Origin of the sequence: Streptomyces sp. SP18BB07 (genome assembly GCF_036322545.1) — a bacterium.
In the GTDB taxonomy this organism is placed as follows: Bacteria; Actinomycetota; Actinomycetes; order Streptomycetales; family Streptomycetaceae; genus Streptomyces; species Streptomyces deccanensis.
Window position 1 is genome coordinate 1 of record NZ_JAQYWT010000166.1, and the last position, 13,012, is coordinate 13,012.

The window sequence follows — 13,012 nt, forward strand, 5'->3', positions numbered from 1 at the left end:
GCGCGAAGCCCAGTTGGTGGTACTGCGTACGCCGCAGCGCGATCAGATCGCGGTCCACGTCGTCCAGGAAGAAGAAGCGCTCCAACTCCGGACGCGTCGGCTCCTCGACGAACTTCCCGTACGCCTCGGCCTGGTCATCCGCCAGAAATTCCACCGGCATGCGGCGGAGCCAACCACCCGCCGCTACAGAACGTGGATCTTTGCCGAAGGGCCCTCGTAAGCAGACCGCCCGTGCTATAAGTTCACCGCTCGCTGTTCAAGATCGTTCTCAGCGCCAACCGCTGTACCGATGTTCCCCAAGCCCGTAGCACGTTCGGCAGTAGCAATGTAAAACCGGGACTCGATCACCGCGTGCGAGACGCCGCTGTCCACTAGCCCGGCGGCGAGCACCGAGACGGTGCCTTCGGCCGAGCGCACCGACTGCTGTCGCCGTAGGTGCTTACGAAGGAGCTGCTGGTGGAGACACCACGCGCGCAGGTAGGGCTTCGCGGATGGTGCCACATTGTTGCGTGCGAAGGCCAAGCGGTGCTCACCGCTTTACCAAGTTGCGCGACGTGCTGCCCCACGTCAGCCCGCACATCCTGACCAGCAAACGCGCCGGTTCGAGAGGTTAGGCATCGTCGTCCCACCGCTCACGAGGAAAACCCACCGTGGGTCGGGTATCGACCCACGCCCCTGGGGGAAGGACTGCGCGCCATACGCGCTCCAACGCCGCGTGGGCCGTGACGGTCCCCGACGGCGAGCCCACCGTCACTGCCTGACCGGCGAAGCGGCGCTACCGGATTGAGGATCCGATGGAGATTCCGCCGTCCACGTCGAGGACGATGCCGGTGATGTAGCCGGCGGCTTCGCTGGCGAGGAAGGCCGCGGCCTCGGCGATGTCCTCGGGGCGGCCGGTGTGACGCATGGGGATCTTGTGGGTGAGTTTGTCGCGTGCGGGGCCGTTCATGGAGGCGAGCATGGGTGTTTCGATGAGGCCGGGGGCGATGGCGTTGGCGGTGATGCCGTGGCGGGCGCCTTCGAGGGCGAGGGTGCGGGTCATGCCGACGATGCCGGCCTTGGCGGCGACGTAGTTGGTCTGGCCGAAGTTTCCCCGCCAGGACATGGAGGAGAAGCTGACGATGCGTCCGTAGCCCTGGCGTTTCATAGGGCCGAAGGCGGCGCGGGCGCAGTGGAAGCCGCCGGTGAGGCTGACGTCGACGACGGCGTGCCAGTCGTCGTCGGTGATGTCCTCGATTCGGTTGTCGCGGATGATGCCGGCGTTGTTGACCAGCACGTCAAGGCGGCCGAGGTCGGTGGTGACGCATTCGATCCAGGCGTTGACCTGGGCCGAGTCGGTCACGTCCACGACGTCGGTGCGGAGCTTTGTGTCGTGGGCGTCGGTGAGGGTTCCGGCGGCGTCGGTGAGGGCTTGTTCGTTGACGTCGGCCAGCGCGACGGTGGCGCCCTCGGCGGCGAAGCGGGTGGCCATGGCGAGGCCGAGGCCCTGTGCGGCGCCGGTGATGGCGACTACGCGTCCCTGGTAGCGATTCATGTGTGGTCCGCTTTCATGGTGGGCGCCGCTGTGGTGGGCACTTTCGTGGTTTGGGAAGTGAGGAAGGCCCGCAGGGCGTCGGCGACCTCGCTCGCCGGCCAGTTGTCGGCGAAGGTGGCCAGTTCCTCGCGCAGGGCCTGCTCGGGGGCCATGCCGTCGATCCGGTGTAGCAGCGTCTTGAGGTGTTGCTGGGCGGGGCTGTGGCGGTCGGCCAACTGCCGGCAGACGCGGGTGGCGGTCGCTTCGAGGTCGGCCTCGGGCACGATCGCGTGGATCCAGCCGGTGTGTGCGAAGGCGGTCGCGGGGAGCAGTTCGCCGGTGAGCAGGAGCCAGCGGGACAGGCCCCGTCCGACCGCGTCGGGCAGCCGGACGCTGGACCCGCCGGCCGGTACCAGGCGCCGCTGGAGGTGGCCGTCGCCGATGAGCGTGGTGTCGGCGGCGACGACGACATCGCAGGCCAGGGCGAGTTCGAGGCCCCCGGCGACGGCGTGACCGTGCAGCACGGCGACCCAGGGTTTCGGGCTGGCCGCGATTCGGCTGAAGCAGGCCGACACGTCGGTCAGGAAGCCGACCGGGTTCTCCCCCCGGTCGTGGAGTTCGAGGAACTGGTGGAAGTCCCCGCCGGCGCAGAAGCTCGGTCCCTTGCCCGCCACCGCGACGACCGTGGTTGCGGGGTCGGCCTCGGCGCTGGTGATCTGCTTGTCCAGGGCTGCTATCAGGGTGCTATCGAGGGCGTTGCGCCGCTGGGGGCGGTTGAGCGACAGCCAGCGGACGGGGCCGCGTTGCTCGACGAGCAGGGGTTCGGTGTGGAGAGGTTCCGTGCCGGTCAACGTGGCTCCGGGGTGGTGAGTTCGGTGCGGCGGCGGTTGCGCAGCACATAGCGCTGGATCTTGCCGCTGGGTGTCTTGGGCAGGGCGTCGATGAAGTGGATCGTGCGTGGGTAGGCGTGGGCGGCGTAGCGGGTCTTGACCAACTGCTGGAGCTCGGTGGCCAGTTCCGGCGTGGCGTCGACGCCGTCGCGGAGGACGACGTAGGCCTCGATGACCTCGCCGCGGACGTCGTCGGGTGCGCCGATGACACTGCACTCGGCGACAGCGGGATGCTGGGCGAGGACGCTCTCGATCTCGAACGGTCCGATCCGGTAACCGGCCATGATGATGACGTCGTCGTCGCGGGAGGAGAAGAAGAAGTCGCCGTCGGCGTCGACGCGTCCGGCGTCGCCCGTGAGGTAGTAGCGGCCGTCGGAGGTGAACTTGGAAGCGCTCTGCCCAGGGATCTGGTAGTCGCGGAACGTCATCAGCGGGCTGGCCGCGACGTCGATCGCGACGCGGCCGAGCACGTCCGGTTCGGCGGGCTCGTCCTTGTCGTCGGCGAGGACGGTGAGGCTCCAGCCGGGCACCGGCCGGCCCATCGAGCCGGTCTTGAGGGGGCGGGCGAGTTCGGGGTGGTGGTGGTTGGCCAGGGGCATGCCGACCTCGGTCTGGCCGAAGTGGTCGTGCACGGACAGGTCGAGCGTGGTGGCGGCCCACTCGTTGACCTCGGGGGTCAGCGGCTCACCCGCGCTGGACGCCCGCTCCAGGCGCAAGCCCTGTGGCACCGGCACCGACGAGGAGCGCAGTCCCCGGTACACGGTGGGGGCGGCGGTGAAGTCGGTGACCCGGTGGTCGAGGAGGGTGCGCCAGGTCGTCTCGGGGGAGAACCCGCCGGACAGCAACAGGCTGGGGACACCGGCGGCCAGCGGAGCGACGATGGCGGAGTACAGCCCGTAGGCCCAGCCGGGATCGGCCGCGCACCAATAGCTGCTGTCCGGGGTCACACCCAGCCCGTACTCCAGATAGATCTGCCATCCGGCGATGTAGGAGACGGGGTGGATGACGCCCTTGGGCTTGCCGGTGGTGCCGGACGTGAACATGTGCACGAGAGGCCCGTCCCCGCTCGTGGTGACAGTCGAGACCGGCTCGGGCGACGTGGCTGCGACGAGGTCGGCCAGCGACAGGTCTCCCGCGCCCGGTTCACCGCGCGAGGCGCCGGTCCCGGTGACGACGACGCGGCGCTGGGGGTCGTCCGGCATGTCGGGGCCCGGATCGAGCTTGTGCCGCTGGTCGGGGTCGACGACCACGACGTGCGCACCCGCGCCCTCCAGCCGCAGGGCGATGGCCTGGGGTGCGAACGCGGTGAACAGCGGGACGTAGACCGCGCCGAGCCGCCAGATCGCCAGGATCACGGTGACCAGGTCGGTGCTCTTGCCCATCAGGGTCGCCACCCTGTCACCCGGCCCGACGCCGAGCCCTTGCAGCGCCCGCGCGTATCGGTGCGAGTCTGCGGCGAGTTCGCCGAAGGTCAGCGTCGAAGCCCTGCCGTCGCCGTCGACGACGGTGAACGCGACGCGGTCGGTGGGGTGCCGGTCGCACAGCAGGTGGGCCACGTCGAGGGAAGACGCCGTGAAGGTCGCGGTCAGTTCGGCGACCCGGTCGGCGGCGCTCACGACTGGTCCTTGCGGTCGATGATCGGCAGCACCAGACGGCTGGGGTGGTTCGGTCCGTGGTGGATGTGGTTGATCGCGGGGATCATCTGCTCCTCGCCCTCTTGGGCGATGACGCCGCCGGTGTTGGTGTTGCGGTCGTAGCGGGGGAAGTTGCTGCTGGAGACGTCCACGCGGATGCGGTGACCGGGCAGGAACACGTTGGACGTGCCGGTCATGTCGATGGTGATCTCGTAGACCGTGCCGGGCTCCATCAGTTCTTCTGTGGCGAGGCCGCCCCGGTAGCGGGTGCGCAGGATGCCGTCGCACAGGTTGATGGCCTTGCCGTCGGGGAAGACGTCGACGAGCTTGGCGGTGAAGTCGGTGTCCACCGCGGACGAGGAGACGTACAGGGTCAGGCTGACCGGGCCGGTGACCTCGACGGCCTCGTCGAGTACGGGGGTGGCGAAGCACAGGACGTCCTCGCGGGCGGCGACCGTGCGCTGGTCGACCGGGCCGCAGAACCCTGGGGTCGTCGGCATGGACGCCCCGCCGGCTGAGGGGACCGGGCGGCGCGGGTCGTAGAGGTAGGTCTCGTGGCCGGCAGCGGCCGGCGCCTCGGTGGTCAACACGCCGTCGCCGTCAGCGGTGTTGGCGCGGCCGGTGCTGGTGAGGTGGTAGTCGGTCCACTGTGTGTCGGGCAGCGGCCACTCCTGCTCGTCGCGCCACTGGTCGATGCCCATCACGAAGAGCTTCACCGGCGCCACGCCGTCCAGTGCGGTGGTGTCTCCGCGCAGCCAGCGGTCGAAGAACTTCAGATGCAGGCCGGTCAGGCCCATCATCTGCGCGTCGGCCAGCGGGCCGAAAGACCGGTCGGGATAGACGCCACCCGCGGAGATGTGGTCCCACGGACCGATGATCAGCCGCTGCCCCTCACGCGCCCCCTCGGTGCCTGCCTGCTGGCGGGCGGTGGTGTAGGTGCGCAGGGTCTGCCCGATGTAGAGGTCGTACCAGCCGCCGATGTTCAGCGCCGGGACGGTGACGTTCTTGAGCTCGGGCGTGAGCTCCATGGCGTCCCAGTACGCGTCGTGGGAGGGGTGGGCCATCCAGTCGTCCCACCACTTCCCGTACGCCTTCAGGACCGGGACCTCGGCCGTCGGCAGCACCTCGTTGAGACGCTCAGGGAACAGCGCTGCCGGACCGAGCTCCTGGAGCTGGGACAAGGTGTCCTCGCCGAGGGCCAGGGCCCGCTGCGCGTCAGCCGCGTACATCATGGCGTTCCACAGCGTGACCAGGCTCAGCGAGAGCGCACCGCCCGGGCCGTACCAGGGCGCCTCGTAGTTGTCGATCGAAGTGAAGGCGGGCGCGATCGCCTTGAGGCCGGGGGCGCCGGTCACGGCGGTCTCCCACTGGACCATCCCGAGGTAGGACGCCCCGTACATGCCCACCGTGCCGTCCGACCACGGCTGGTCGGTGATCCAGGCGACGGTGTCCGCGCCGTCGGTCCGGTCGGCCATATGAGGAACGAACTCGCCCTCCGAACGGTACGTACCCCGGCAGTCCTGCACCACCAGCGCGTAACCGGCCTCCAGCAGAGCCGGAATGTGGAGCGCGACACTGTGGCTGAGGATGGTCGAGTCCTTGCTGTACGGCAGGCGCACGAGCAGCGTCGGAGCCGTCCCCTCGGCCGGACGCCACACGTTGGCGGCGAGGGCCACGCCGTCTCGCATCGGGACCCGGACGTCAATGTCGTAAAGGTGCTGCATCGGTGCTCCTCATCGAGCAGACGGCATCATGGCGAATGCGGGTACGTTAAGAGGTACCTTCGTACCCTGTCAATTACCGCACGGAAGGCGGACCCGTGGCCTTATCCCCCTTGCGTGGGTTCGATGGCGAGGGCTCGGCGGACAGAGCGCCCAGCGATGGCAGCTGCCCGGAGAAGCCACCGAGGCTTGCCGCCCTCCCAGCCATCGGACGTAGGGGTGGTCGCTCCGGCAGACGGCGAGCCCGAAGAAGGGTTCGTAGATGCCGTTGCGCTACTCCAAGGCGCATGTAGGCGGCGCAAGCCGTGGAGCTAGGAGGCCCCGACATCGTGGTGTCGGGGCGGGCGCTCAAAAGTCCCTGGTTGGGACACCGGCCCGGTGACGCCTCCGATCCTCGGGCGGGGTGTCCCGCATTGACCACCAGATGTCCGCAGTCGACTGAGCGATTCGGCGTATGCCGACAGAGGATCGAGTGGTGCTGCGGCGACCGCCTCGCTGCGGGCGTCCCGGCGTGGCGGCCCTGCGGGGTCGTACTCGATAGGTAAGGAACTGGCATGGACAAGCGTGCAGCGTCCGCAGGCGCCGCCTCTGCGACGATGCGAGCGGTCGTCGTGACTCGGCCCGGTGGCCTGGATGCCCTGCGGGTCACCGCGGTGCCGATGCCCGAGCGGCAGCCTGGATGGGTGCGCATCAAGGTGAGGGCGTTCGGCGTCAATGAGTCCGAGGTCACCACCCGCAAGGGCGAGTCGGACCCGGAGGTCACCTACCCGCGGATCCCCGGCATCGAGGGCGTCGGTGTGGTCGACGAGGCCGACGAGGACAGCGGGCTGCGCCCGGGGCAGCCGGTGGCGACCATGATGGGCGGTATGGGCCGGTCCTTCGACGGCTCGTACGCGCAGTACGTGACCGTCCCCGCGGGACAGGTCATCCCGTTCGAGACCGGCCTCCCATGGGAGGTGACCGGCGCGCTGCCGGAGATGTTCCAGACCGCCTACGGCTCCCTCGCCACGGGCCTCGGTCTGCGGGCGGGGCAGACGCTGCTGATCCGCGGCGGCACCTCCACGGTCGGGCTGAGCGCGGCCACGATCGCGAAGGACCTCGGAGCCACCGTGCTGTCCACCACCCGCAGCCAGGACCGGGCGGGGGAACTGCGGGCCGTGGGCGTCGACCATCCTCTCGTCGACAACGGCACGATCGCCGACCAGGTGCGCGAGCTGATGCCGGACGGAGTCGACGCCGTACTGGAACTGGTGGGCTGCTCGGTCCTCGCCGACACCTTCCGCACGGTCCGCCGCCACGGCACCGTCTGCTTCACCGGAGCCCTGGCGGGCCAGTGGACGATCCCCGACTTCACCCCGTTCATGATCCCTGGCGGGGTGCGGCTGACCGCCTATGCGGGCGAGGCCACCGACCTGCCCGCCGAGGTGTTCCAGCAGCAGCTGCAAGCCATCGCGGACGGGCGGCTCAAGGTGCCGGTCGCGAAGGTCCACCACGGCCTGGAGCAGGTGCGCGATGCCCAGGCCGACGTCGAGGCCGGCACCACACCGGGCAAGCACGTGGTGCTGCTCGACGACTGAAGAAACACCTGTCTGGTCCGTGGCGCTCACAGTCAGCCACGGCATGCACGAAAGGAGGCGCCATGGGCGTCAACAAGGAAGAAATCAGCACGACCATCATCGAGCTGGAGAAGTCGTTCAACGAGCGGTGGAGCGTCGGCGACAACCGTGGCTACCTCGACGCGTTCGCCGAGGAGGTGAGCTATTTCGACCCGATCCTCGAGAACATCCTGGTCGGCCGGGACAAGGTCATCGCATGGATCGACTCCATCTACTCCAACCCGCACATCGTCCGCAACGAGTACCTCAACCCGCAGGTCCACGTCAGCGACAACGGCGACCTCGCCGTCCTGGGGTACAACCTGAACACCTTCGTTCTCGACGAGAACGGCGAGGAAAAGCAGCTGCGCGCCTGGAACGCCTCCCACGGCTACAAGCTCATCGACGGCCAGTGGCGGATCGTGCACTCCAACTGGGCGTTCTCCGAGACCGTGACGGAGAAGATCGCTTCCTGACCGGCAGGTTCCGAAGCAACACCCCTCATCGGAGGTGGCGGGATGGGTGACGGTGTCACCCATCCCGTCCGGACCATCGCGCGCAGCGAAAGGACCACCAGTGGGCAAGCCTGCGAAGCAGGGGACGGAAGACTCCGCGGCGGCCGCCGCGCCGGACGCGATCACCGTGTACGGGGCTCGCGTGCACAACCTCAAGGACATCGACGTCACGGTGCCGCTGGGCAGGCTCGTCGCGATCGCCGGCGTCTCCGGCTCGGGCAAGTCCTCGCTCGCCCTCGGTGTGCTGTACGCCGAAGGATCGCGCCGCTACCTGGAGGCTCTGTCCACCTACACCCGGCGCCGCCTGACCCAGGCGGCACACGCGGCCGTCGACAGCGTCGAGCACGTGCCCGCCGCGCTCGCGCTGCGCCAACGGCCCGGCATTCCCGGGGTGCGCAGCACGTTCGGCACCTCCACCGAACTCCTCAACAGCCTGCGCCTGATCTTCTCCCGGCTCGGCCACCACCAGTGCCCCAACGGGCACCGCCTGGAGCCGACCATGGACGTCGCCCTCGACCTGCCCCTGACCTGCCCCGAGTGCCAGGTGGTGTTCGGGCCGCCGAGTGCGGAGTCGTACGCCTTCAACAGCGAGGGTGCCTGCCCGCGCTGCTCCGGCACCGGGACCGTGCGGGAGGTCGACGAGGACGCCCTCGTACCCGATCCCTCACGCACCATCGACGAGGGCGCGGTTCTGCCGTGGCAGATGTTCGGCCTGGCAGCCGTGCCGAAGGTGGCCGCCGAGCTCGGCGTGCGGACCGACGTGCCGTTCTCGAAGCTGACGAAGCACGAACGCCGCATCGTCTTCGAGGGGGAGCCGGTCAAGCGCGTCATCCTGTACCCGGCCAAGAACGGCAAGCTCTTCGAGCTGAACGCCAGTTACCGCAACGCCCGCCAGACGGTCGAGGAGGCGTTGAAGAAGGCCACCACCAAGAAGGGGCTCGACCGTGTCGACAGGTTCCTCAGCGTTCAGACCTGCCCGGACTGCCACGGCACCCGGTTGAGCGAGCAGGCTCGCTCCAGCCTCGTCGACGGCATCGACCTCGCCGACGCCACCGCCAAGACCCTCGACGACGTCACCGCGTGGGTGCGGACGATCCCCGCCACCGTGCCGAAACCGATGGCTTCCATGGCGCAGAGCATCGTCTCCCAGATGGCAGCCACCGCCCAGCGGCTCATCGAACTCGGCCTGGGCTACCTCACCCTCGACCGCGCCTCGGCCACCCTGTCCACCGGAGAACGCCAGCGCGTCGCGCTGTCCCGCGCTGTCCGCAACCGGACCACGGGTGTCCTGTACGTCCTGGACGAGCCCTCGATCGGCCTCCACCCCGCCAACGTCGACGGCCTCCTCGGCGTCATCCGCAGCCTGCTCGCGGACGGCAACTCGGTGATCGTCGTCGACCACGACATCCAGATCCTGCGCCAAGCCGACCACCTCATCGAGATCGGGCCCGGCTCCGGACGCGACGGCGGCACCGTCATCGCCGAAGGCACCCTCAAGAACGTGGAGCGCAGCAAGGCGTCCCTGATCGCGGGGTTCCTCGCCGGCCGCGAAGAGATCCTCGTCCGCCCCCGGCCCGACGCCGACGACGTGTTCACCACGGGCCGCATCCACCTGCGCACCGCGCCGCTGCACACCGTCCACGCCCTCGACCTGTCCGTTCCGCGCGGCCGGCTCACCGCCGTCACCGGTGCCTCCGGCTCCGGCAAGACCACTCTCGTCCTGGAAAGCCTGGTCCCGGCACTGAAAGCGCGCGCCGCAGGGCAGCCCCTCCCGGAGCACATCCGCAAGATCGCCCCGGACGGCATCACGCGCGTCAACGTCGTCGACGCATCCCCCATCGGCATCAACGTCCGCTCCACCGTCGCCACCTACAGCGGCGTCCTCGACGACCTGCGCCGCGCCTACGCCGCCAGCCCCGCGGCGAAGCAACGCGGCCTGAAAGCGGGGGACTTCTCCTACAACACCGGCAGCCTGCGCTGCCCCACCTGCGAAGGCACCGGCCAGATCGAACTCGACGTCCAGTTCCTTCCCGACGTCGACATCCTCTGCCCCGACTGCGACGGCTCCCGCTACGCCCCTGAGGCCGACGCCGTCCGCCGGGTGCCGCGCGGAGGCGAGACGGACGACGGGCTGACCCTGCCGCAGCTGCTGGCCCTCACCGTCACCCAGGCCGTCGAGCACACGGGCGACCTGAACAAGGTCCGCTCCCGCCTGCAGACGCTCGTCGACCTGGGCCTGGGCTACCTCACCCTCGGCGAGGCCACTCCCGCCCTGTCCGGTGGCGAGGCGCAGCGGCTCAAGCTCGCCACCGAGCTCGACCGCGACCAGCACGACGCCCTGTTCGTCCTGGACGAACCCAGCGTCGGCCTGCACCCGCTCGACGTCCGCGTCCTCCTCGGCGTGTTGCAGCGGCTGGTCGACAACGGGGCCACCGTCGTCTTCATCGAGCACGACCTCGACATGATCGCCAACGCCGACTTCGTGATCGACCTCGGCCCCGGCGGCGGCGAGGCAGGCGGACGCATCACCGCCACCGGCACCCCCGGCCAGATCGCCGAAAGCCCCGACAGCGTCACCGGCCGCTACCTGCGCGAGGTGCTCGCACCCTCAGGCCAGCCGTGACGGCCTACCGGGCCCGAGGGCCGCGGGGATGCGGGCTTGTGCCGCGCCCGCCGCACATGCCGGTCCTGGCTTCGCGGGCCGTGAAGGCGGCCGGTGTGAGACCGGTGTGATTACGGAAGAAGCGGCCGAAGTTCGCTGGATCGGTGAAGCCGAGATGGAGGGCCACAGCCCGAGCGTCCCACCCGGCGCCTCGAAGCAGGCGCTGGGCTTCGAGCAGCCGCCGCTCGTCGATGACCTCACGCACCCCTTTGCCGGTGGCGTCCCGGGCCGCGCGGCTGAGGGTGCGGACCGAGCAGCCGAGCAGCCCGGCATAGTCCGCGGCCCGGTGCAGTTCCCGGAAGTGCAGCTCCAGGGCGTCCACGAAACGTGCGTACGTGTCGCTGCGGCCCGTGCCGCCCGCTGCCGCGCCGGTGGCGGTGACGTCCGGGGAGTTGGCAAGGCGCAGCAGCAGCGATTCGAGCAGGCTGCGCCGCAGGGCGTGGTGAACGTCGAGCCGGCGGCGCCCCAGTGCACGGTGCTCGTCCAGGAGTTGGAGCGCCGTCTGCCGCAGCCAGGCCGCGTCATCGGGGTGCGGGCTGAGCACGGCAGGGGCCTCGTGCGCGGTGAGGGGGGCCAGCAGGCGGGCGGTGTCGGACGTCAGCACGTCCGGCTCGAACAGGATGAATAAGCCTCGGACGGCACCCGGCGGATGCCAGCACTGCGCGTGCCCGGGACGCACCCAAAGCCACTGGCCGCAGGCAACGGTCCGCGTGACGTGGTCGACATCGTGGAGCAGCTCACCCTCGGTCACCAGGATCAGGTAGTGGAAAGTGGCACGGCCAGGACGGGGCGGATTCCAGGGCCAGTCGTCGTGCTGGGCGAAGAAGTCCTCGACGGTATTCACCTCAAGGCCATACGGAGTGCCGACCGGGGGCTGGAAACCGTACAGCGGAACCGCGGCCTGGCCGCTGCGTCCGGCCTGTGAAGAACGCGTGGGGTGTCGCTTGCCGACCATCACGTGTCCGCAGCCTACGCCCATTGCGCCACGTCAGAGAAAAGGTTGGGGCGTGCCGTCAGCGTCCCCTTGGCCGACGCCCCTGACCGCCACCTCTCGAGGTACGAGGCAAGGTGTTCATACTGATGACCGAGGTCCCCAGGGCCGGCGAGGCCCACGCTCTCCGGGAAAACAGCAGTCACATCACCCCCGGCTACCGCATGAACAAGAACATCGGATCACGCTGGAGGGCGGGGCAGGCGTCGACAAGACGCTCGCCAGGAGACTCGTCACCGACTTTTACCTGTTCGTAGTCGCCTACCTGCGGTTGAGGTAGCGGACCAGCAGGTTGGCGCTGCTGGTGCAGCCCAACTCCCGGATCTGCCGAAGGAGGCGCGGGGGTCCCTCGGCCGCCAGGTGCCTCACCCTGCGCGACTTGGCGCCCCCCCTCGGAGTTCGCAGCCTTGGTGGACACATTGCGAGCGGCAACTGAGCTCTGGAAGAAGGACGTGTGGCCGCAGGTGGAAGCACCGCGGCGGCGCTCATGCCTGGATCGTCTTCGAGGACGAGGCCGGGTCGCGATGACGCCGCCACACACCCGCACCTGGGGCCGCCGCGGGCAGACTCCCGTGGTGAGAGTGAGGGGCCGGTCCCGACGGCGGATCTCGGTTGCCGCGATGTGCTGCTACCGGCCCGGCGAGAGGTCTCGGATGATCTACCGGCCCCGCTTCCACTCGCTTCTGAAGGGTGCACGCAAGAGCTTCACCTGGCAGGACTACCGCGACCTCCTGGTCCGTGCGCACCTGCAGCTAGGCGCTGCGATCATCGTCGTCTGGGAGAATCTCAACACCCATCGCACCGCTGGCCTGCGTGACTACGCCGCAGGCCACGACTGGCTCACGATCGTCCAGCTCCCCTCCTACAGCCCGGACTTGAACCCGGTGGAAGGGGTCTGGTCCCTGTTACGTTACGGCGAGGCCCGATGGCCAACACCGTGTTCACCGACCCCGACCACCTCACCGCACCCTCCGCCGCGGCCTTGCCCACATCCAGCGCCAGCCGGAACTCATCGACGGCTGCCTCACCGAAACCGGCCTGACCCTCACCCCCGGCACCCGAAGCTAATCCGACAAGGTCAGTAGTAGGGCTGGGGACATTGTGTCCCCAGCTGCGGGGCAACGTTCTGGGATTAGGTTGACGGCTTCTGCGTTCTGGTGATCGTCCGCGACCGCGTGGCGGCATCTGGAGCGGAAATGCCCTTGGCGACCGCACACAGTCACGTGCTTTTCGCCCGCATCAGGAAGCGCGACGCCTCAACATGCACGCCTACCGGTCGCAGTCTCCGAGAAACGCTTCTAGGAGCGGTTGGCCTCAGGCGAGTCGTCGGGGGTGAGGTCGGGGCGGAGTCGGTGCCAGGAGGGGTGGCGCAGGTATCCGGCGCGGGTGCGGGTGGTGTAGGTGATCTCGGCGACGAGGCGGGGCAGGACCCAGCGGGCTCCGGGCACCTTGGGGGCGGGGGTGAAGGGGCAGGTGGTCCAGGCGGCCACC

The 13,012-nt window shown here is 69.3% G+C and carries 10 protein-coding genes and 1 pseudogene; 4 read left to right on the top strand and 7 right to left on the bottom strand.

From position 1 onward, the window contains the following. The 5 genes from PUR53_RS01450 to PUR53_RS01470 form a co-directional block, all read right to left on the bottom strand. Nucleotides 1–160, bottom strand: a 160-nt coding sequence (locus PUR53_RS01450) for a DUF4158 domain-containing protein (protein WP_329901317.1), incomplete at its 3' end; no start/stop codon positions are given. Nucleotides 161–775: 615 nt separating this feature from the next. Continuing rightward, entirely contained in the window at nt 776–1,534 is a 759-nt protein-coding gene (locus PUR53_RS01455) for an SDR family oxidoreductase (RefSeq protein ID WP_329901314.1), read from the bottom strand. Then, nucleotides 1,531–2,364, bottom strand: a complete 834-nt coding sequence (locus tag PUR53_RS01460) for an enoyl-CoA hydratase/isomerase family protein (protein ID WP_329901313.1) — start codon at nt 2,362–2,364, stop codon at nt 1,531–1,533. The genes PUR53_RS01455 and PUR53_RS01460 overlap by 4 nt, the downstream gene beginning before the upstream one ends. Then, complete coding sequence (locus PUR53_RS01465) at nt 2,361–4,019, bottom strand: AMP-binding protein (protein WP_329901312.1); 1,659 nt, start codon at nt 4,017–4,019, stop codon at nt 2,361–2,363. Before PUR53_RS01465 ends, PUR53_RS01460 begins: the two co-directional genes overlap by 4 nt. After that, nucleotides 4,016–5,761 (bottom strand): CocE/NonD family hydrolase, encoded by a 1,746-nt coding sequence (locus tag PUR53_RS01470; RefSeq protein WP_329901311.1) that lies wholly within the window; start codon nt 5,759–5,761, stop codon nt 4,016–4,018. The genes PUR53_RS01465 and PUR53_RS01470 overlap by 4 nt, the downstream gene beginning before the upstream one ends. A gap of 593 nt (nt 5,762–6,354) precedes the next feature. Here PUR53_RS01470 and PUR53_RS01475 point away from each other — a divergent pair. From PUR53_RS01475 to PUR53_RS01485, 3 genes are all read left to right on the top strand, one after another. Then, the gene (locus PUR53_RS01475; RefSeq protein WP_329901316.1) at nt 6,355–7,335 is read left to right on the top strand and encodes an alcohol dehydrogenase catalytic domain-containing protein; all 981 of its coding nucleotides are present in this window, start codon (nt 6,355–6,357) and stop codon (nt 7,333–7,335) included. Nucleotides 7,336–7,397: 62 nt separating this feature from the next. Continuing rightward, nucleotides 7,398–7,829 (top strand): YybH family protein, encoded by a 432-nt coding sequence (locus tag PUR53_RS01480; protein WP_329901310.1) that lies wholly within the window; start codon nt 7,398–7,400, stop codon nt 7,827–7,829. Between the two features lie 100 nt (nt 7,830–7,929). After that, nucleotides 7,930–10,491 carry an excinuclease ABC subunit UvrA gene (locus tag PUR53_RS01485; protein WP_329907097.1) on the top strand — a complete coding sequence of 854 codons (2,562 nt, stop codon included), beginning with the start codon at nt 7,930–7,932 and terminating at the stop codon, nt 10,489–10,491. A 4-nt stretch (nt 10,492–10,495) separates the two neighbouring features. Here the strand turns inward: PUR53_RS01485 and PUR53_RS01490 are convergent, their stop codons facing one another. Then, nucleotides 10,496–11,374, bottom strand: a complete 879-nt coding sequence (locus PUR53_RS01490; protein ID WP_329901308.1) for a helix-turn-helix domain-containing protein — start codon at nt 11,372–11,374, stop codon at nt 10,496–10,498. Between the two features lie 575 nt (nt 11,375–11,949). Between PUR53_RS01490 and PUR53_RS01495 the strand changes: the two are divergent. Continuing rightward, nucleotides 11,950–12,589: pseudogene (locus PUR53_RS01495) on the top strand (transposase); the annotation flags it as partial. A gap of 230 nt (nt 12,590–12,819) precedes the next feature. Here PUR53_RS01495 and PUR53_RS01500 read toward each other — a convergent pair. Next, a partial coding sequence (locus PUR53_RS01500) for an ATP dependent DNA ligase (protein WP_443080250.1) occupies nt 12,820–13,012 on the bottom strand: 193 nt, incomplete at its 5' end.